Source organism: Rhodococcus sp. IEGM 1409 (genome assembly GCF_030056735.1).
Taxonomy (GTDB): domain Bacteria; phylum Actinomycetota; class Actinomycetes; order Mycobacteriales; family Mycobacteriaceae; genus Rhodococcus_F.
Genome location: NZ_JASHKN010000004.1, coordinates 219271 through 239398, shown reverse-complemented (window position 1 = coordinate 239398; position 20128 = coordinate 219271). Strand labels below are relative to the sequence as shown.

At 63.1% G+C, this 20128-nt stretch carries 21 protein-coding genes; 16 read left to right on the top strand and 5 right to left on the bottom strand.

The genetic code is table 11. The features are described from left to right. Nucleotides 1-54 precede the first annotated feature (54 nt). Genes mptB through QM716_RS13895 form a run of 4 tightly spaced genes read left to right on the top strand, consistent with a single transcriptional unit; the run spans nt 55 to nt 5040 of the window. Entirely contained in the window at nt 55-1809 is a 1755-nt protein-coding gene (gene mptB, locus QM716_RS13910) for a polyprenol phosphomannose-dependent alpha 1,6 mannosyltransferase MptB (protein WP_502942037.1), read from the top strand. After that, on the top strand, nt 1806-2747 hold the full coding sequence (locus tag QM716_RS13905) for an ABC transporter ATP-binding protein (RefSeq protein WP_283304662.1): 942 nt from the start codon (nt 1806-1808) through the stop codon (nt 2745-2747). Before mptB ends, QM716_RS13905 begins: the two co-directional genes overlap by 4 nt. 14 nt (nt 2748-2761) lie before the next feature. Beyond that, nucleotides 2762-3598 (top strand): ABC transporter permease, encoded by an 837-nt coding sequence (locus tag QM716_RS13900; protein WP_502942036.1) that lies wholly within the window; start codon nt 2762-2764, stop codon nt 3596-3598. Between the two features lie 47 nt (nt 3599-3645). Then, a complete protein-coding gene (locus tag QM716_RS13895; RefSeq protein WP_283304835.1) occupies nt 3646-5040 on the top strand; it encodes a hypothetical protein in 1395 nt (464 codons plus the stop codon). 417 nt (nt 5041-5457) lie between these two features. Here the strand turns inward: QM716_RS13895 and QM716_RS13890 are convergent, their stop codons facing one another. After that, nucleotides 5458-5595 (bottom strand): hypothetical protein, encoded by a 138-nt coding sequence (locus QM716_RS13890; RefSeq protein ID WP_283304660.1) that lies wholly within the window; start codon nt 5593-5595, stop codon nt 5458-5460. A 53-nt stretch (nt 5596-5648) separates the two neighbouring features. Here QM716_RS13890 and QM716_RS13885 point away from each other — a divergent pair, with 53 nt between their 5' ends. Beyond that, the gene (locus QM716_RS13885; RefSeq protein ID WP_283304659.1) at nt 5649-6623 is read left to right on the top strand and encodes a COX15/CtaA family protein; all 975 of its coding nucleotides are present in this window, start codon (nt 5649-5651) and stop codon (nt 6621-6623) included. Between the two features lie 65 nt (nt 6624-6688). On the opposite strand, the gene QM716_RS13880 is transcribed toward QM716_RS13885, so the two are convergent. Continuing rightward, nucleotides 6689-7051 (bottom strand): hypothetical protein, encoded by a 363-nt coding sequence (locus tag QM716_RS13880; protein WP_283304658.1) that lies wholly within the window; start codon nt 7049-7051, stop codon nt 6689-6691. A gap of 83 nt (nt 7052-7134) precedes the next feature. Between QM716_RS13880 and QM716_RS13875 the strand changes: the two genes are divergently transcribed. Continuing rightward, complete coding sequence (locus QM716_RS13875) at nt 7135-8100, top strand: quinone oxidoreductase family protein (protein ID WP_283304657.1); 966 nt, start codon at nt 7135-7137, stop codon at nt 8098-8100. A 56-nt stretch (nt 8101-8156) separates the two neighbouring features. Here the strand turns inward: QM716_RS13875 and QM716_RS13870 are convergent, their stop codons facing one another. After that, complete coding sequence (locus QM716_RS13870; protein ID WP_283304656.1) at nt 8157-9140, bottom strand: heme o synthase; 984 nt, start codon at nt 9138-9140, stop codon at nt 8157-8159. A 201-nt stretch (nt 9141-9341) separates the two neighbouring features. Between QM716_RS13870 and tkt the strand changes: the two genes are divergently transcribed. From tkt to QM716_RS13840, 6 genes are all read left to right on the top strand, one after another. Continuing rightward, nucleotides 9342-11474, top strand: coding sequence for a transketolase (tkt, locus tag QM716_RS13865; RefSeq protein WP_283304655.1), 2133 nt, complete (start codon nt 9342-9344; stop codon nt 11472-11474). Between the two features lie 5 nt (nt 11475-11479). Beyond that, the gene (tal, locus tag QM716_RS13860) at nt 11480-12604 is read left to right on the top strand and encodes a transaldolase (protein WP_283304654.1); all 1125 of its coding nucleotides are present in this window, start codon (nt 11480-11482) and stop codon (nt 12602-12604) included. Nucleotides 12605-12608: 4 nt separating this feature from the next. Further along, complete coding sequence (gene zwf / locus QM716_RS13855) at nt 12609-14153, top strand: glucose-6-phosphate dehydrogenase (RefSeq protein ID WP_283304653.1); 1545 nt, start codon at nt 12609-12611, stop codon at nt 14151-14153. Continuing rightward, the gene (gene opcA, locus QM716_RS13850; RefSeq protein ID WP_283304652.1) at nt 14153-15061 is read left to right on the top strand and encodes a glucose-6-phosphate dehydrogenase assembly protein OpcA; all 909 of its coding nucleotides are present in this window, start codon (nt 14153-14155) and stop codon (nt 15059-15061) included. Before zwf ends, opcA begins: the two co-directional genes overlap by 1 nt. Beyond that, on the top strand, nt 15054-15794 hold the full coding sequence (pgl, locus tag QM716_RS13845) for a 6-phosphogluconolactonase (protein ID WP_283304651.1): 741 nt from the start codon (nt 15054-15056) through the stop codon (nt 15792-15794). Before opcA ends, pgl begins: the two co-directional genes overlap by 8 nt. Before the next feature lie 326 nt (nt 15795-16120). Then, on the top strand, nt 16121-17044 hold the full coding sequence (locus QM716_RS13840; RefSeq protein WP_283304650.1) for an SDR family oxidoreductase: 924 nt from the start codon (nt 16121-16123) through the stop codon (nt 17042-17044). 10 nt (nt 17045-17054) lie between these two features. Here the strand turns inward: QM716_RS13840 and QM716_RS13835 are convergent, their stop codons facing one another. Further along, nucleotides 17055-17183, bottom strand: coding sequence for a hypothetical protein (locus QM716_RS13835; protein ID WP_283304649.1), 129 nt, complete (start codon nt 17181-17183; stop codon nt 17055-17057). A gap of 67 nt (nt 17184-17250) precedes the next feature. Between QM716_RS13835 and QM716_RS13830 the strand changes: the two genes are divergently transcribed. The 4 genes from QM716_RS13830 (at nt 17251) to QM716_RS13815 (ending at nt 19333) form a co-directional block, all read left to right on the top strand. Then, the gene (locus tag QM716_RS13830; RefSeq protein ID WP_283304648.1) at nt 17251-17595 is read left to right on the top strand and encodes an iron chaperone; all 345 of its coding nucleotides are present in this window, start codon (nt 17251-17253) and stop codon (nt 17593-17595) included. Nucleotides 17596-17627: 32 nt separating this feature from the next. Continuing rightward, complete coding sequence (locus tag QM716_RS13825; RefSeq protein WP_283304647.1) at nt 17628-18350, top strand: AAA family ATPase; 723 nt, start codon at nt 17628-17630, stop codon at nt 18348-18350. A 28-nt stretch (nt 18351-18378) separates the two neighbouring features. Continuing rightward, a complete protein-coding gene (locus QM716_RS13820) occupies nt 18379-18699 on the top strand; it encodes a TfoX/Sxy family protein (RefSeq protein WP_283304646.1) in 321 nt (106 codons plus the stop codon). 121 nt (nt 18700-18820) lie between these two features. Then, nucleotides 18821-19333, top strand: coding sequence for a hypothetical protein (locus QM716_RS13815; protein ID WP_283304645.1), 513 nt, complete (start codon nt 18821-18823; stop codon nt 19331-19333). Nucleotides 19334-19340: 7 nt separating this feature from the next. Here QM716_RS13815 and QM716_RS13810 read toward each other — a convergent pair whose 3' ends face one another. Then, a complete protein-coding gene (locus tag QM716_RS13810) occupies nt 19341-20126 on the bottom strand; it encodes an oxidoreductase (RefSeq protein ID WP_283304644.1) in 786 nt (261 codons plus the stop codon). Nucleotides 20127-20128: the final 2 nt, after the last annotated feature.

Sequence of the window (20128 nt, the reverse complement as noted above, 5' to 3'; positions counted from 1 at the left end):
GCACGTTGTTTGTGCTTGTCTGTCCGGCCGGATGGAGCCGCTACGCTGCCTGGTGTGCCGCAGACCCCCGAGAAGACGACGACCGCGCGATCGGCGCGCGCGATCCTGCTGGACAAACCCAAGGCACTCGCGCTTTCCACGATCGGCGTTCGGCCTTTCGGGTCCGTTCCCCGGCAGAGTATGGCCGCGGTGTTGCACGGCGACGAAAGCGAGCGCCCGGGCCTGAACGCGAAGGAAACCGCGCAACTGCGAGGGATCCGCAGATTCGGCGCAACCGGCTCGGTATTGATGGCAGTGGGCGCGCTCGGCGCCGGCGCACAACCCGTCTTGCAGAATCCGACCGCAGGCCTTCGAGTCCTCAGTCTTCCCGGACGTATGCCGACGGTCTCGCTCACCATGACGATGACCGGAACGGTGCTCGTCGTTCTCGCCTGGCTGATGATGGGCCGATTCGCCGTCGGAGACATACGCAGCCGCTCCGGCGCACCGCGGCGCATGACCCGCTCTCAGTTGGACCGCACACTCCTGCTGTGGATCCTGCCGCTCTCCGTCGCACCGCCGATGTTCAGCCGCGACGTCTACTCGTATCTGGCACAAAGCGAAATCGCGGCCCGCGGACTCGATCCATACGCCATCGGTCCCAAGGCGGCACTGGGCGTCGACCACGTTCTCACCCGCACGGTTCCGACCATCTGGCGGGACACGCCGGCTCCGTACGGGCCGTTCTTCCTCTGGCTGGGGCGCGGGATCAGCTCACTGACCGGCGACAACATCGTGGCCGGAATCTTCTTGCACCGCTTGCTCGCGTTGGCCGGCGTCGCGCTCATCGTGTGGGCGATACCTCGACTGGCCAAGCGATGCGGCGTCTCCGCCGTCAGTTCACTCTGGCTCGGTGCCGCGAACCCGCTGCTGCTCTTCCACTTGGTGGCCGGCATCCACAACGAAGCGCTCATGCTCGGGTTGATGCTCGCCGGAATCGAGATCGCCCTCCGCGCAGTCGAAGGGTCCGGGCCCATCCGTGGGCGGGCGCTGTTCTATCTCATCGCGGGATCCGGATTGATCGCGTTGTCGTCGACCGTCAAAATTCCGTCCTTGCTTGCACTCGGATTTGTCGGCATGGCTCTGGCCCGGCGTTGGGGTGGAACCTGGAAAGCCTTGGCGGGAGCCGCGATTCTCCTGGGCATCGTTGCCGCCGTCGTCACGTTTGTCATCAGCGCGGCCAGTGGGCTCGGTATGGGGTGGATCAACACCCTCGACACCGCTACGGCAGTCCGGAGTTGGATGTCCATCCCGACACTCCTGGGCGTCGGCACGGGGTTGGCAGGTGTATTGCTCGGACTCGGCGATCACACGACGGCCATCCTCACGATCACGCGGCCAATCGCGTACCTGGTCGCCATTCTCATCACCGCGCGGATGATGATCTCGGTATACATGGGTCGCATTCACCCGGTCGGTGGACTCGGCATCGCACTCGGAGCCATCGTTCTCCTGTTCCCGGTCGTTCAGCCCTGGTACCTGCTGTGGGCGATACTTCCGCTAGCAGCCTGGGCCACCGCACCGATTTTCCGCATCCCCGCCGTGGTCTTCACCTCGATCGTCAGTGTCATGTTGATGTCCAACGGCGCCGAATACCTTCCGTTCATGATCGTGCAGGCCGTCATCGCGACCATCCTCACCGCCGGAACGCTCATCGTCTTCACCCGCAATTCACTCCCCTGGCGTAGCGACAAGCCAGTAGCGGAGATCACGAAAGGCGGACCGGTAGACGAAGACAACTCGGCGGGGGCTTACGCTGATTCCCCGTGACCTCGAGAGCTTCCAGATCGTCGACGCCGGCGGTACAGATCCAGGGTGTCGTCAAGTCCTTCGACGGTGTTCGAGCCGTCGACGGTATCGATCTCACTGTCGAGACGGCCCAGGTCGTTGCCCTGCTCGGACCCAACGGAGCCGGTAAGACAACAACCGTCGAGATGTGCGAAGGGTTTGTCACCCCCGATGCCGGCACCGTTCGAGTGCTCGGTCTCGACCCCATCGCCGACTCCGGTGAAGTCCGCTCGCGAATCGGCGTCATGCTGCAGGGCGGCGGCGCGTACCCCGGGTCCAAGGCCGGAGAAATGCTCGACCTCGTCGCCGCATACTCTGCCGACCCACTCGATCCCACCTGGCTCCTTTCCAAACTCGGCCTCACCGATGCGCGCAAGACGCCCTACCGTCGCCTCTCCGGCGGCCAGCAGCAACGACTGTCTCTGGCATGCGCGCTGGTCGGCCGTCCCGAGTTGGTATTTCTCGACGAACCCACCGCTGGACTCGACGCTCAGGCACGTCTACTCGTGTGGGAACTCATCGACGCTCTGCGCCGCGACGGCGTCAGCGTCCTGCTCACCACGCACCTCATGGACGAGGCCGAAGCGCTCGCCGACGAACTGGTCATCATCGACCACGGCAAAATCGTCGCATCGGGAACGCCGGCCGAGGTCACCAGCAAGGGCGCCGAAGGACAACTCCGTCTGACGACGGTTCCCGGTTTGAGCCTGGATTCGCTGGCCGGTTCACTAGCCGGGTTCCGCGTCGAGGAATCCAACCCCGGCACCTACGTCGTCGAAGGTGCAATCGATCCGGCAACCGTGGCGACTGTCGCGACGTGGTGTGCCGATCAGGACGTGCTGATCAATGACATCCGCGTCGATCAACGGAGTCTGGAAGACGTCTTCCTCGAATTGACGGGCCGGGAACTGAGGGGATGACGGAGATCAAGGTCATGAACGAAACAGCAGCGAACGGCCAGAACAGTCCCATCAGCGTGGCGAGAGAACGGCGGCTCGCCGAGAACCGCTTCGAGCCGGGCACCTTCTCGCCGGATCCCCGCCCCAGTTCGGCGGCCGACATGCTCGCGGCGCAGACCAAGCTGGAACTGACTCTTCTTCTCCGCAACGGTGAGCAATTGCTGCTGACCATGTTCATCCCGATCACCCTGCTCATCGGGCTGTGTCTACTTCCGATCGGCGATTTGGGTGATTCTCGGGTCGATACCGTGCTCCCTGGTGTCATGATGGTTGCCGTGATGTCGACGGCGTTCACCGGACAGGCCATCGCCGTCGGATTCGATCGCCGATACGGCGCGCTCAAACGACTCGGCGCAACGCCGCTACCGCGGTGGGGAATCATCGCAGGCAAGAGCGCTGCCGTCATCATCGTCGTGGCACTGCAGTCACTGCTGCTCGGCGCTATCGGTTTGGCGTTGGGGTGGCGTCCGTCGTTCGCCGAACTGGTACTCGGCGCAGTGGTCATTGCCATCGGTACTGTCACGTTTGCAGCGCTGGGACTGCTGCTCGGCGGCACTTTGCGAGCAGAGATCGTTCTCGCTCTCGCCAACGTCTTGTGGTTCATCATGGTGGGCATCGGCAGTGTGGTCTTCGCCAGTGGCGAACTTCCGACCGCTGTCCACACGCTGGTGCGCATTGTTCCGTCCGGTGCTCTCGCACACGCTCTCGAAGCGGCCCTCGACACCTCGACGGACTGGTTCTCGATTCTCGTACTTCTCATCTGGGCCGCAGTGGCCGGTGTCTGCGCAGCAAGGTGGTTCAAGTTCACGTGAGTACGCGACGGACAGCTCAGATCGTCGGCTGTGTGGCCGCAACAGTGATGTTGTGTGCCGGACCCGCAACGGCGACTCCTTCGGTGTCCGGTCCACTCGCACCTGCAAATCCGTTCCTCGGTCCCGTCGGTACCTCCACCATGCACGGTGACGCGGGCTCGTCCGACGTCACTCCGCTGCCCGGACCCGGAACCGGCCCCCACGAAGTGACCGCCTTCCCGATGATGGCCGCCTGCCCGACGGTCCTGCAGGGTTCCGACGGCATGATCGTCTCGCTCTGCACGACGATGATCGGCCAGATCCCGACCATCCACTTGATCGATCCGAAGGCCGACGCCACGCCGTTGGGCAGATCCGTAGCGCAACTGCCGCTCGCGAAGGGCAGTCTGCTCGGTGGCGTCTACGCCTACCTGGACAACGAGAACCGCCTCGTCGCAGTCGACGGAAATCGTCAGCTGGTCCGCATTTCCCACGCTCAGAATCCGGACGGCAGTTGGCGGCTGGAGCTCGCCGATGTAGTCGATCTCAGTGGTGCGGTTGCCGCCGACGACAATGTCACCGGCCTTGCTCCGGACTGGGAAGGCAATGTCTGGTTCGCCACCGGGCACGGCACCGTCGGGTATGTCGGCACGGATCGAATCGCGCACAGCATCGCTCTCCCCGAGGGCGAACAGGTGCAGAACAGCATCTCCACCTCCCCGACGGGCACTGCCGTCGCCACCACTCACGCGCTCTACCAGTTGAAGCGAAGCGGCGACGAGGTCGTCGTCGACTGGCGTCAGCCGTACGATCGCGGGCCGGCCCGCAATCCGGGTCAGCTCAGCTGGGGAACCGGATCGACTCCGACGTACTTCGGCCCGTCGACGGGCAGCGATTTCTTGACCATCGTCGACAATGCTCACCCGACGGTGAGCTTGCATGTCTATCGCGCTGACACGGGCGCCGAGGTGTGCACACAGCCGGTGTTGACTGCCGCGAGCCAGGACGGCTCCCCGAGCGGCAGCGAGAACTCGCCCGTCGGCATCGGGCATTCGGTCTACGTCGCCGGCACTTACGGATACCCGTACCCCGCGACTCCTGAAGGTGCCGGTCCAGCGGTCCCAGCCACGGCGCCCTTCAACGGCGGCATGACCCGCGTCGACATCGATCCGGTCGGCTGCCATGTGGTGTGGGACAACACGATTCGTAGCTCGGCGGTCCCTCACCTCTCGACGGCCGACGGCGCGATCTACACCGTGACGCGGGACGGCGCTCCGAACACCTCCCCGCTCGACGGTTACTCGTTCGCGGTGATCGATTCGAAGGACGGGTCACAGATCGGTTCGACTCCCCTACCGTCGACCATCCTCAACGACACCCTGCAGATGTCTGCGCTCATCACCGAGTCCGGCGAGTACTTCCAGGGAACGATCTCGGGAATCGTGCGGGTTCGCGCAAACTGACGCGCGCCCGCCCCAACTACAGTGGGTAGCTGGGGCGGAACTACGATCGTTGGCGTAGCGAATCGTGTGCATGCCGGGTAACCGCATGTAGTTGTACGTTCCACTACACAAATAGCAGCGCGCTTCGTGCTGTCCGCGCAACGAAAAACGCCTAACTCAGCTAACCACCTCTGCATGCAGTGCATGCACACCACGCACTTGCAGTCGCGTGTCCGGTCGTCACGCACCGAGAGAGCTGGCTACGCAGAATCTCCGGTGAACAACCGTTGTTGACCAGTTCGGTTGCGAATTTGTGCTGCAGCGCATGCGGAGTGAGTTCGATTTCTGCGTTTCGTCCTACTCGTAAATACGTTGCTTCACAACAGATTCACCCAAACGAAGCCCTGCGTAGAGCATCGAGAAGCCATACATTTTGTATCATGAGGATTCGATTGCCTGGTGAGTGGTCGTCAGCGGAGCAAGTGCGTAGATCCTTGGTTGTCCCTTGGACACTTTGAGCTGCACACCGAGCATCGAACGCAGTGCAATCGCATGCATGTCGCGTGTCGCAGTCACCCGGCACGGCCCCAACGACACTGTGTAGTTGATGGGGAACTACGATCGTTGGCGTGGTGAATCGTGTGTATGCCGAATTTTTGCGCTTGGTGGATCGACTACCTCTCCCCTCGCTGAAAACGCAGAAGATCATCGCGTTCATCGTGATCCTGACGCAGGGCGGTATTGCTGTCACCGGTGCGGTGGTTCGCGTGACTGCTTCGGGGCTCGGCTGCCCGACGTGGCCGCAGTGCTTCCCCGGTAGCTTCGTTCCGGTCGGCCATGGCGAGGTCGCAGTACTCCACCAGGCGGTCGAGTTCGGGAACCGTTTGCTCACATTCCTGGTTGTCATTGTCGCGGCTGCAATCGTGCTCGCAGTGACTCGCGCTCGCCGTCGCAAAGAGGTACTTGTCTACGCCTGGATGATGCCGCTCGGCACTGTGGTTCAGGCAGTGATCGGCGGAATCACCGTCCGGACGGGGCTGCTGTGGTGGACGGTGGCAATCCACCTGGTGGCGTCGATGCTGATGGTCTGGGTTGCGACGGTGATGTACGCGAAAATCGCCGAACCCGACGAGGCAACAACTCTGATCGTGATGCCGAGGCCGCTGCGTTGGCTGACCGCTCTGTCCGGAGTTGCCCTCGCCGGCGTGCTCGTCGCCGGAACCTTGGTGACCGGTGCGGGCCCACACGCGGGTGACAAGAATATGGATCGTATTGTGCCTCGCCTCGAGGTCGAGATCGTGACCCTGGTTCATCTGCATTCACAACTATTGGTCGGCTACCTCGCGTTAGTGGTGGGTCTGACCTTCGGCTTGTATGCGGTCGGGACGTCTGCGGCCGTGAAGATCCGATTGAAGGTTTTGCTCGCGCTCATCGTTGCGCAGGCACTCATCGGAATCGTGCAGTACTTCACCGACGTACCAGCAGTCTTGGTCGTCTTTCACGTCGCTGGTGCCGGGCTGTGCACGGCTGCAACCGCCGCAGTTTGGGCCGCGGGTAAGACCCGCCAGTTCACGCCGACCATTTCGCCGATACCAGCTGTCTGACGCTTGAAGACACGTGTGGGGCGGTAGGAACACCAAAATGTGTTCCTACCGCCCCACACGTCATTTCAGGATTCGTTGCGTGCTTTCGGGAACCGAGTCTGATTGGCAACCCAACCGGCCATCTTCTTGAAGTGGCCTTCCTGTGGGGTGACGATGCTCGTCAGCTCACGCTCCCACTCGGCAACGGTGACGTTTTCGAAGGACGCGACGACGGCATTGGCCGTGGCGAGGTCCTCGACGACCTGGTCACCGAGGATGCCGTCGGCACCCACGAGGGTGATGCGAACGCCGGCCACGCCGACCGGCTGGATGACGGCGCTGGCGGTTCCGCCGTGCTCGGCGACGAACTTGGTGATGGCATTCACCGTGGACTTCGGCAGTTCCGGCGCGGACGGGGTGGCGTCCGACTTCTCTGTATCGGTGCTCATGACTCGACAATACTGGTCGGTAGCCCGGAAGCGACACCAGGCATGGACTGAGGCTCGGTCGCCGCGGGTGTAGAACAGAAACCATGCGAGCCATCTACGTGACCGAGACCGGCGGACCAGAGGTTCTGACTCTGTCCGAACAACCCGAACCGAAACCGGGCCCAGGCGATCTACTCGTCCGGACCGAGGCGATCGGCATCAATTTCATCGACACGTACTTCCGAATGGGCCAGTACAAGCGCCCGCTCCCCTACATTCCCGGTGACGAAGGCAGCGGTGTCGTCGAAGCGGTCGGTTCCGACGTCACCGGATTCGCTGTAGGCGACCGTGTCGCGTGGGCCGCGGCCACGGGCAGCTACGCCGAGAAGGTAGCTGTTCCCGCCGCAGTCGCAGTGAAAGTGCCCGACGGTGTACCGGCATCGGCCGCAGCGTCGGCGCTCCTTCAGGGGATGACAGCGCACTACCTCGCGAAGTCGACGTATCCGATCCAAAGCGGCGACACCGTGCTTGTGCACGCGGGCGCGGGCGGCGTCGGGTTGATCCTGACGCAGATGGCCGTCAGCCTCGGGGCGAAGGTCATCACGACTGTGTCATCCGATGCGAAGGAAAAACTCTCGCGTGGCGCCGGCGCCACGGAGGTCCTGCGGTACCAAGAGGACATCGCCGTGCGCGTGCGGGAATTGACCGGCGGCGAAGGAGTCGCGGCGGCATACGACGGCGTCGGCGCAACAACTTTTGATTCGAGCTTGGCTTCCGTGCGTATTCGCGGCACTGTCGCGTTGTTCGGTGCGGCCAGTGGTCCGGTTCCGCCGGTGGATCCGCAGCGGCTCAATTCGTCGGGCTCGCTGTTCCTGACGCGTCCGACGCTCGCGCATCACATTCGCACTCGTGAGGAACTGACCTGGCGTGCCGGCGATGTCTTCGACGCTATTGCAGCCGGGAAACTCGATATTCGCGTCGGGGCCGAATACCCCCTCGCCGATGCGGCGACAGCGCACCGGGATCTGGAAGGTCGAGCAACCACGGGATCCATCGTTCTGATTCCGTAGCGATGCGCTGTGCGCCTTTGTTAACCGCCCGCGGTTAACAAAGGCGCACAGCAGAATCAGCTGAGCATGTCGCTGATCGTCTGGAGTCCGAGAACCGAGTCGACAGCGAGGCCGACGAAGACGATCGCAAGATAGTTGTTGGACTGCAGGAACAGGCGCAGCGGCTTGACCTGGGCACCGCCACGAACGCTGCGGTACAGCTGATGGGCCATGAGCAGGAACCACGCGCCGGCGACGATGGTGATGGCGGCGTAGATGACGCCGGACGCGGGCACGAGGACAAGCGTCGTGACGACCATCGCCCAGCTGTAGAACAGGATCTGCTTGGTGACGTGCTCTTCGGTGGCGATCACGGGAAGCATCGGAACACCGGCAGCTTTGTAGTCTTCTTTGTAGCGCATTGCGAGCGCCCAGGTGTGCGGCGGCGTCCAGAAGAAGATGATCAGGAACAGCACGACGGGCTGCCAGCTCAGTGACCCGGTGACTGCGGCCCAGCCGACGAGGACGGGCATACATCCGGCAGCGCCACCCCAGATGACGTTCTGCCAGGTACGACGCTTGAGAACCATCGTGTAGATGAGGACGTAGAACGCGATCGTGATCACGACGAGGATGCCGGCGAGGAGGTTGGCTCGCCACCACAGCCACAGGAACGATGCGAGTCCGAGAAGAAGCCCGAAGACGAGCGCGTTACGCGTCGGCACCGCCTCGCGGGCCAGCGGACGCTTTGCCGTGCGCTTCATGACCTTGTCGATGTCGGCGTCGACGACGCAGTTGAGCGAGTTCGCACTCGCTGCGCCCATCCAGCCACCGAAGAGGGTGCTGAGGATCAGGGCGATGTCGACTGTTCCGCGATCGGCCAGCAGCATTGCAGGAATGGTTGCCACCAACAGCAATTCGATTACTCGCGGCTTCGTGAGCGCGATATAAGCCAGAACCTTGCCCGTTGCGCGACCCCACACCGTATCGGTATTGGTCGCCCGCGGGGCGGCACCTGGGCTGCCGAAGCCATGTCCGCTCGGCTGTTGCCCTGTCCGCACGTTCTCTCCTTGCACCACGCGTTACCGCACTAACTCTTCACGACACACTGCTGACACTGTTCTCTACTACGGACGATGGTAGACCGCAGCCATGGAGGAACCGAATCGACCCGGACAGCCAGGACCATTAGGCTGGGTTACGCAGTGGAGGGACACCCCACCCTCGCAATCCACGTACACCATGTCAGGAGACATCTGCCAGTGTCGATCACAGACGAGATCCACGTCCTCACGCAACCCGTCCACCCCTCGGACTGGACCGACCTGGACACCAAGGCTGTCGATACCGCCCGCGTGCTCGCCGCCGACGCGGTTCAGAAGGTCGGCAACGGCCATCCCGGAACTGCAATGAGCTTGGCGCCGTTGGCCTACACCCTCTTCCAGCGCGTCATGCGACACGATCCTTCGGATGCAGAATGGGTCGGCCGTGACCGCTTCGTTCTTTCCTGTGGCCATTCGTCCTTGACGCTGTACACCCAGCTCTACCTGTCGGGCTACGGTCTCGAGCTCGCTGACCTCGAGGCTCTCCGCACGTGGGGCGCTTTGACCCCCGGCCACCCCGAGGTCGGCCACACCGTCGGCGTCGAGATGACCACCGGTCCGCTGGGCCAGGGCCTCGCCTCCGCGGTCGGCATGGCGATGGCTGCGCGTCGTGAGCGCGGGCTGTTCGATCCGGAGACCCCGGTCGGCTCCTCCCCCTTCGACCATCACATCTACGTGATCGCGTCCGACGGTGACATCGAAGAAGGCGTTACGTCCGAGGCCTCGTCCCTCGCCGGTGTGCAGGAACTCGGCAACCTGATCGTCTTCTACGACGCCAACAAGATCTCCATCGAGCACGACACCACGATCGCTCTCGGCGAAGACGTCGGAAAGCGCTACGAGGCGTACGGCTGGCACGTTCAGCACGTCGAGGGCGGCGAGAACGTCTCCGGCATCCTCGACGCAGTCGCTGCGGCAAAGGCCGTCGTCGATCGCCCGTCGATCATCCTTCTCCGCACCATCATCGGTTTCCCGGCTCCGAAGAAGATGAACACCGGCGACGTCCACGGCTCCGCACTGGGCGCCGACGAGGTCGCTGCGGTCAAGGAAGCCCTCGGATTCGATCCGAGCAAGTCCTTCGACGTCGACGCCGACGCTCTGGCCCACGCTCGCGAGGTCGTCTCCCGCGGAGCAGACGCACGCAAGGCGTGGCAGGTCGAGTTCGACGCGTGGGCAGCACGTGAGTCCGAGCGCAAGGAACTCTTCGACCGCCTGTTCGCCGGTGAATTCCCCGCAGGCTGGGCCGACGCGCTCCCGACCTACGAGGCCGACGCCAAGGGCGTTGCGACTCGCAAGGCCTCCGGTTCGGCACTCAACGCGCTCGGACCGATCCTGCCCGAACTGTGGGGTGGCTCCGCTGACCTTGCGGGCAGCAACAACACCACCATCAAGGGTGCAGATTCGTTCGGCCCCTTCTCCATCTCCACCAACGACTGGAATGCGCAGCCTTACGGCCGCACGCTCCACTTCGGCATCCGTGAGCATGCAATGGGCTCGATCCTCAACGGCATCGCGCTCCACGGCCCGACCCGCCCGTACGGCGGAACCTTCATGGTCTTCTCCGACTACATGCGTCCGGCCGTTCGCCTGGCCGCACTGATGAAGACTGCCGTCACCTACGTCTGGACCCACGACTCCATCGGTCTCGGCGAAGACGGCCCGACTCACCAGCCGGTCGAGCACCTCGCCGCACTGCGCGCCATCCCGAATCTCGCCGTCGTCCGCCCGGGTGACGCCAACGAGACCTCGTTCGCGTGGCAGGCAGCACTCGAGAACAAGACGGGACCGACCGCTCTGGCACTCACCCGCCAGGACATCCCGGTTCTCGAAGGCACCAAGGAGAAGGCTGCCGAGGGCGTCAAGCGCGGCGCGTACGTTCTCGTCGACGCAGCCAACGGTTCGCCCGAGGTCATCTTGCTGGCCACCGGTTCCGAACTGCATCTGGCCACCGAGGCTCGTGAGACGCTCGAAGCTCAGGGCGTTGCAACCCGCGTCGTTTCCGTGCCCTGCCTCGACTGGTTCCTCGAGCAGGATCAGGCGTACCGCGACGAGGTCATTCCGCCCGCCGTCCGCGCACGCGTGTCCGTCGAAGCCGGCATCGCGATGCCATGGTGGCGCATCCTCGGCGACGCCGGTCAGGCCGTCTCGCTCGAGCACTACGGCGCTTCCGCCGATTACAAGACCTTGTTCCGGGAGTTCGGCATCACTGCCGACGCGACTGTCGAAGCCGCGCAGCGCTCCCTCGCTGCCGTCGCGGCTACGGCCCGCGCCATTGAAGACCTGAAGGGATGATCTCGATGACACAGAACGTGAATACCGAAAAGCTCTCCGCTGCAGGCGTTTCCATCTGGCTCGACGACCTCTCGCGAGATCGTATCCAGTCCGGCAACCTGCAGAACCTCATCGACACGAAGTCGATCGTGGGCGTCACGACCAACCCGTCGATCTTCCAGGCAGCCCTCTCCAAGGGCTCGGACTACGACGCTCAGGTTCGTGAGCTCGCGCAGCGCGGCGCCGATGTCGACGCCACCATCACCGCGGTGACCACCGACGACGTGCGCGCTGCGTGCGACATCCTGGCTCCGCAGTTCGAGGCGTCGAACGGCGTCGACGGCCGCGTGTCCATCGAGGTCGATCCTCGCCTGGCACACGACACCGACGCCACTGTCGCGCAGGCGATCGAGCTTCACAAGATCGTCGATCGCCCGAACGTCCTGATCAAGATCCCCGCGACGCTGGCAGGCATTCCCGCCATCGCCAAGGTGATCGGCGAGGGCATCAGCGTCAACGTCACCTTGATCTTCTCGGTCGAGCGCTACGAAGCAGTGATGGGCGCATACCTCGAAGGTCTGGACACCGCCAAGGCTGCCGGCCGCGACATCTCGTCCATCGAGTCGGTCGCCTCGTTCTTCGTCTCCCGCGTGGATTCCGAGATCGACAACCGCCTCACGGCAATCGGCACGCCGGAAGCTCTCGAGCTTCGTGGCAAGGCTGCACTCGCAAACGCTCGCCTGGCGTACAACGCCTACCAGCAGATCTTCGAGGTCCAGCCCCGCTTCCAGGCACTCCTGGCAGACGATGCCAAGGCTCAGCGCCCGCTGTGGGCGTCGACCGGCGTGAAGAACCCGGACTACCCCGACACGCTCTACGTCACCGAGTTGGTTGCACCCAACACCGTCAACACCATGCCGGAGAAGACGCTCGACGCTCTCGCCGACCACGGTGAGATCACGGGCGACACGATCTCGGGCACCGCTCAGGAGTCTCAGGCGGTCTTCGATCAGCTCGCTGCTGTCGGCATCGACCTTGCGGACGTGTTCAAGGTCCTCGAAACCGAGGGCGTCGACAAGTTCGAGGTGTCCTGGAACGAGTTGCTCGACGCAACTGCCGAGCAGCTCCGCGCAGCAACCCCGAAGAGCTGAGCCTGTGAGCGATTCCGCGGCGGCATCAGATTGGGTGAATCCCCTTAGGGACAGCACCGACAAACGGCTTCCGCACATTGCGGGGCCCTGCGCCCTGGTGATTTTCGGTGTTACCGGCGACCTTGCCAGGCGCAAGCTCATGCCCGCCATCTACGACCTCGCCAACCGTGGACTGTTGCCGCCCGGATTCGCTCTGGTCGGGTTCGCCCGGCGTGACTGGACGGACGAGGACTTCGCGAACGTCGTCCTCGAAGCAGTCAAGGACGGTGCCCGCACCAAGTTCCGTCAGGACGTGTGGGAGCGGCTCGCCGAAGGCATCCGGTTCGTGGAAGGCAGTTTCGACGAGGCCGAGGCCTTCCAGAACCTGTCCGACACGTTGGCGACGCTCGACAACGAGCGTGGCATCGGCGGCAATCACGGCTTCTACCTCGCGATTCCGCCCAACGCGTTTCCTCAGGTCCTCGAACAGCTGTCCGCCTCCGGCCTCGCGCAGGCCGAGGACGGTCAATGGCGACGCGTTGTCATCGAGAAGCCGTTCGGTCACGACCTCGCGAGCGCTCGCGAACTGAACGCCGTCGTCAACAAAGTGTTCCCCGAGGACACGGTCTTCCGTATCGACCACTACCTCGGTAAGGAAACGGTCCAGAACATCCTGGCTCTGCGCTTCGCGAACCAGTTGTTCGATCCGATCTGGAACGCTCACTACGTCGACCACGTTCAGATCACGATGGCCGAGGACATCGGCCTCGGTGGACGCGCCGGGTACTACGACGGTATCGGCGCGGCCCGCGACGTGATCCAGAATCACCTGCTGCAGTTGCTCGCGTTCACGGCGATGGAAGAACCCATCAGCTTCGAGCCACTGAACTTACAGGCGGAGAAGATCAAGGTCCTCTCTGCCACTCGCCTCGCCGAGCCCCTCGACGAGACCACCGCCCGCGGCCAGTACGCGGGCGGCTGGCAGGGCGGGCTGCCGGTGGTCGGGCTCCTCGAAGAAGACGGCTTCGCAGCGGATTCCATCACGGAGACCTTTGCTGCCATCACCCTCGAGGTCGACACCCGCCGCTGGGCGGGAGTGCCGTTCTACCTGCGCACCGGCAAACGACTCGGCCGTCGCGTCACCGAGATCGCGGTGGTGTTCAAACGTGCACCGCACCTGCCGTTCGACAAGACGATGACCGAAGACCTGGGCCAGAACGCTCTGGTCATCCGCGTGCAGCCCGACGAGGGCGTCACCATGCGGTTCGGCTCGAAGGTTCCCGGATCGAGCATGGAAGTCCGCGACGTCAACATGGACTTCTCGTACGGTCAGGCTTTCACCGAGTCGTCCCCGGAGGCGTACGAGCGACTCATTCTCGACGTGTTGCTCGGTGAACCGTCTCTCTTCCCGGTGAATGCCGAAGTCGAATTGTCTTGGGAGATCCTCGATCCCGTCCTCGAGCACTGGGCTGCCGGCGGCAAGCCGGAACCCTACGAGGCAGGAACGTGGGGACCACCGTCTGCGGACGAAATGATGCAACGCACCGGACGCGAATGGAGGCGACCCTAGTGATTCTCGATTTGCCGTCCACCACCACGGTCCAGGTCAGCAAGAAACTGGTCGAGGTGCGTAAGACCGGCGGCGCTGTCACCTTGGGACGTGTGCTCACGCTTGTCGTCTGCACCAGGGACACCGGGAACGCCGAGGCCGCCATCGAGGCCGCCAACGAGGCAAGCCGCGAGCACCCCTGCCGCGTCATTGTGCTTCTGCGCGGCGACGAGCAGAGCGAGCCTCGGCTCGATGCTCAGATCCGTGTCGGCGGGGACGCCGGCGCTTCGGAGGTAGTGGTGTTGCGCCTCTACGGTCCCCTGGCAGATCACGAGAGCAGTGTCGTCATTCCGTTCCTGCTCCCCGACACACCGGTAGTCGCGTGGTGGCCCCTCGAGGCACCCGAGATTCCGGCCAAGGATCCCGTCGGGAGGCTCGCGATACGGCGTATCACCGATGCGACCGGCGCCCCCGATCCGACCGCCACCATCAAGGGACGACTCGCGTCGTACACCGCCGGTGACACCGATCTCGCCTGGAGTCGCGTCACCTATTGGCGCGCTCTGCTCGCGTCGGCTCTCGATCAGCCGCCGCACGAGAAGATCACCTCCGCAGTGGTCTCCGGTCTCAAAACCGAACCGGCACTGGATATTCTCGCCGGTTGGCTGGCAGCCAAGATCGACGGTCCGGTCATCCGGCGTACGGGTGAGCTGACGGTCGAGTTGAAGCTCGAGACCCGCAGCATCTCCATCAGTCGTCCGCAGGAAGGCACGACCGCGACGTTGATCCGTACCGGTCAGCCCGACGCGCTGGTTTCTCTGGGTCGCCGAGAGACACGCGATTGCCTCGCCGAGGAATTGCGTCGACTCGATCCCGACGAGATCTACGAGGAAGCTCTGGCTGGATTGGAGAAGGTGACCTATGAGTGATGTTGTCGTAGAGAAGTTTTCCGACGCCGGCCAACTGGTCGATGCTGCTGCCGCACGCCTGGTCACGACCATCGTCGAGGCCCAGAAGGCTCGAGGAGTCGCGTCCATCGTTCTGACCGGTGGCGGAACCGGGATCGCACTTCTCGAGAAGTTGCGGAAAGCTCCCGGCGACATCGACTGGTCTCAGATCGATCTGTACTGGGGCGACGAGCGGTTCCTGCCGTCCGGCGATCCCGAGCGGAACGAAGTGCAGGCACGTGAGGCGCTCCTCGATCATGTGTCGGTCGATCCCGACCGGGTTCATGCGATGGCCGCATCCGACGGCATCTACGACGGTGATCCCCACGGCGCGGCGACGGCGTACGAACAATTGCTGGGTGCTCAGGCACACGGCAATCAGGTTCCGACGTTCGACGTGCACCTGCTCGGCATGGGCGGCGAAGGACACGTCAACTCGTTGTTCCCGCATACCGACGCCGTTCGAGAAGAAGCGCGGTTCGTCGTCGCGGTAACGGACTCTCCCAAGCCGCCACCAGTTCGCATCACACTGACGTTGCCTGCTGTTCGGCGTGCCAAAGAGGTCTGGTTGCTCGTCTCCGGCGCAGCAAAGGCCGAGGCCGTTGCCGAAGCTGTTGGTGGCGCTTCGGCCGAGGACTGGCCGTCCGCCGGAGCCACGGGATTGGTTGCGACGCGTTGGTTCCTGGATACGGACGCTGCCTCGCAGCTGCCGTGATCTGATTTCACAGATCTGATCTTCACACCGGTCGGGAGTCGTCTTCGGGCGACTCCCGGCTTGGTGGAACGTCGACGACTTTCTCATCGTGGCGAGTTTCGATTACCCGCCGAGCCCTGATCAGATGCGAATTTCCTTTTGACGGAACGGAACTCAATCCCGAGATCCCGTTTCTCCAACGGGCACTTTGCCCGACACAACGATTCATCTCTCCCCCTGATTCGCTCCCCCGAGCAATTACTACCTTGGACGCCGCGGATCAAGGTTCGGTTCCGCAGATCGCCCTCACTCTTGAACGAAGCAATCCGGGCGAGAACAATCGAACAATGTCGTGGACACCGAATCCGAACACACTTCGCGGGCGAGTAGCTGTTGTTGCCGGGGCGACGAGGGGCGCCGGACGCGGAATCGCCGCAGCCTTGGGCGAGGCCGGTGCCACCGTCATCTGCACTGGTCGGAGCACATCTTCCGGGATACTTCAGTCGGACTACCCGCGCGACGAGACCATAGAAGAGACTGCGGAACTTGTCACCGCACTGGGCGGCGTCGGAGTGCCGATTGCCGTCGATCACCTCAAGAGCACGCAAGTGGCTGATCTCGCCGAACGCTTGCGCGCCGACTACGGACATATCGACATCTTGGTCAATGACATCTGGGGCGCGGAATTGCTCAAGGGTGGTCCGGCGGAGTGGAACACACCGGTGTGGGAACACGATCTGGACAACGGCTTTCACATCTTGCGCCTGGCGATCGACACCCACATCACCACGTCGCATCACCTACTGCCGCTGATGATCGTTCGACCTGGCGGACTGGTCGCCGAAATAACCGACGGCACTACTGAATACAACGCGTCGAACTATCGCATCTCGGTGTTCTACGACTTGGCGAAAGTTTCCGTGAACCGGCTCGCGTTTTCGCAAGGCCACGAGCTGGCCCCGTTCGGGTGTACTGCCGTCGCCATCACTCCGGGGTTCCTGCGATCGGAGATGATGCTCGACAATTTTGGTGTCGGTGAATCGAATTGGCGTGACGCTTTGTTGCCGAATCGGGATCGTCCGACTGCGCCACCGGATTTCGCACGCTCCGAGTCACCGAGATTCATTGGACGTGCGATCGCGGCCCTCGCTGCCGATCCCAACCGGAAGCGATGGAATCAGCGATCGGTCAGTTCAGGTGAACTCGGAACCGAATACGGGTTCACCGACACCGACGGCAGCCGACCAGATTTTTGGCATCAGCAACGCTGAGCCTAACTAGTCAACGATCTTCCGACGAGCCGTCTACCTCGCGGTACGACCATCCCCGCAGAAAGCGCCGTGCGTTGGTCAGATAGGCGCGCAGATGCGTGAGCATGCCAGCGAACTCCCAGGGTTCCACATTTTTCATACCTAATGGTCTCATTTGCCCGCCAAGCCGCCGTCAGTGGGAGTCGGAGTGCGATTAGGATCCGAGCATGGCCGAATTCGCGACGATAGACGAATACATCGCGTCGTATCCCGCCGACGTGCAACCAGCCCTCGAAAGCATCCGCGAGACGATTCACAACACCGTTCCCGGCCTCGATGAAACCATCAGCTATCAGATGCCGACCATGACGGTGAACGGCAAGAACCTGGTTCATTTCGCAGGTTGGAAACACCACATCTCGATGTACCCACTCCCGGCGGGCGACGGCGAGTTCGAGAAGTCGGTCGACTCGTACCGAGCGGCGAAATCAACGGTGAAGTTCCCGCTGAACAAACCGATCCCCCTCGATCTCGTGGCTCGGATCGTCGAATTGCTCGCGCAGCGCCACTAGCCTCAGTTCCCGTCGGAGCCGTGTGAGAACGTATGGCCGTGCAGAGACAACCCATCCGCCGCATCAAGGCCGGGCCATCGTCGGGCGCTGACGTAGGCAGCTGGCCGATGACGGTGCCTGCGGTCGCGCAGATCGTTCAGGACGGTCTCGAACTTCCACCGGGTGTCACGATTCTGGTCGGCGAGAACGGAGCCGGTAAGTCGACCGTCATCGAAATTCTTGCCGCCGTTCTCGGTCTCAATGCCGAAGGCGGGTCGACCAATACGCGGCATCAGACCCGATCAAGTGAACCGGGCGGCCTCGATCTTCTGGTCGAACGGAGCCCCGGCGCATCGAAGTGGGCGTACTACCTTCGGGACGAAACCCTGCACGGGTTGTACACGTACCTGGAGGACAACCCCAATCCCCGGCACCCTGAACCGCAATATCATCACCTTTCCCATGGAGAAGCGCTGCTCGAGATCTTGTCGTCGAGAACCTCCGACGGCGGGTTCTATCTCATCGACGAACCCGATGCCGCCCTCTCCTTCCAAGGAACGTTGACGCTCGCCGCGTTGCTCGGTGAGCTGGTGGACTCCGGCGCACAGGCAGTGATCGCGACGCACTCGCCGATCATCGCGGCACTGCCGAACGCCAACCTGCTCGAGATCGGCGAATGGGGAATCAGAGCCGCAGGATGGGAAGACCTCGATCTCGTCTCGAACTGGCGACGGTTCCTTCACGACCCACAGACGTACCTGCGCCACCTGATCTAACCTGGAACTCCACCCCCAGGAGGCCTCCATGGCATACGACAAAGCGCTAGCTGAGCGTATCCGCGACGCGCTCTCGGGCGAGGACAACGTCGAGGAAGTAAAGATGTTCGGTGGCCTGAGCTTCATGGTCAACGGGAAGCTGGCCGCCAGCGCGAACTCACACGGCAACATCATGGTTCGTTGTGACCCCGATCGAGTCGACGAGCTCCTGACACACAAGGGTGCAAGTTGGCCCGAGATGCGGGGCAAGCCGATGAGCAAGGGATGGATCGTCGTCGACCGAACCGGTACGAGTTCGAACGTCGAGTTCAATGCGTGGATCAAGGAAGCGCTGGACTTCGTTCACTGACCGGTAGTGCCGGTTCGATCAATTTCGGTCGATTCGGCAAAACTGAAGTGGACGGCCCTTAGACTCCGAAAAAGCAACGGATTGGGCGCATCGACGCCGCGGAGGAAAGGCGGTCCGTCGCGTGACGTTCACACCCAATCAGCCGGATCACCAACGCGCCTTCGGGTTTCAGCCGCCGACTACCCGCGCAATTCCCTCCCTCATGCCCGCCCGTTTCGGACCGAATCTCGTCGGATCGTTGTGGGCGTGCGCGGGGATCGTTGCCGGCAGCCTCGGCCCGTGGACGTCGTCTTCCGCCCTCGACCACAGTGGTATCGACGAATGCGGGGTGATTACTCTCCTCCTCGCGATGGGGGCGGTCACTGCGCTGATCGCGATCATGGTTCGCGATGTAACCCCCGACATGAAAAATCACTGCACGGGACCGCTGGTGGGAATCGCTGTCCTGATCGTTGCCGTCGGAAACGCCGCGACCATCGTGGGACGTAGTGCCGAGGTCGCCGGGCACACCACCGGGCCGTCCATCGGGTGGGGACTGTGGGTGGTCATCGTGTCCGCAGTGATCCTGTGCATCACGTCATCGACCGTCGCGCACCTGATCAGGTTTCAGGCGGCAATGATCACAAGGTCTTGATCAGAGGTCACAAGGTCTTGATCAGACCGCCGTCGATCACGAAGTCCGCGCCCGTCACGTTCCCCGCACGATCGCTGGTGAGGAACAACACCAGGTCGGCAACCTCTTCAGGGAAAGTGAACCGCCCAGTCTCGGCGCCGGCCGCGGCACTTTCGACGATGTCGTCGGCGGCTGATCCACTCGCCTTCGCCAACGTCGACGCCACTCCGCGCTTCCCGAGCCACAACTCCGTTTGCACCGGCCCAGGACTGACGGTGTTGACGCGGATCCCTTTCCCGCCCAGCTCTTTCGACAACGACTTCGAGAAGTTGGTCAGCGCTGCTTTGGCGGCGCTGTAGTCGATCACCATGGGGTTAGGCAGGAAGGCGTTGACCGAACTGATCGTCACGATGCTCCCGCCACCTCGGCGGATCAATTCCGGTAACGCGGCGCGAACCGTGCGCACAGCCGACAAGAAAGTCAGATTGAACGATGCCGCCCACTCTTCGTCTGTGATACGTGCGAAACCGCTGGTTCTCGGGGTGACAGCACCGACGTTGTTCACCAGGATGTCGGCGCCTCCTCTTTCTGCTGCGACCTCGAGCAGTCGCGTTGAGCCTTCGGCACTCGCCAAATCGACCGCAACAAACGTGATACGGCCTCCGGACTGCAGCGATTCGAGTTCCGGCGAGAGCGACCGAGAGCCGGCGACAACGTGGACGCCCTCGGCTACCAACGATCGCGTGACAGCCAGCCCGATACCTTTTCCCGCGCCGGTGACCACGGCAATTCGCCCGTCCAATTGCAGATCCACTG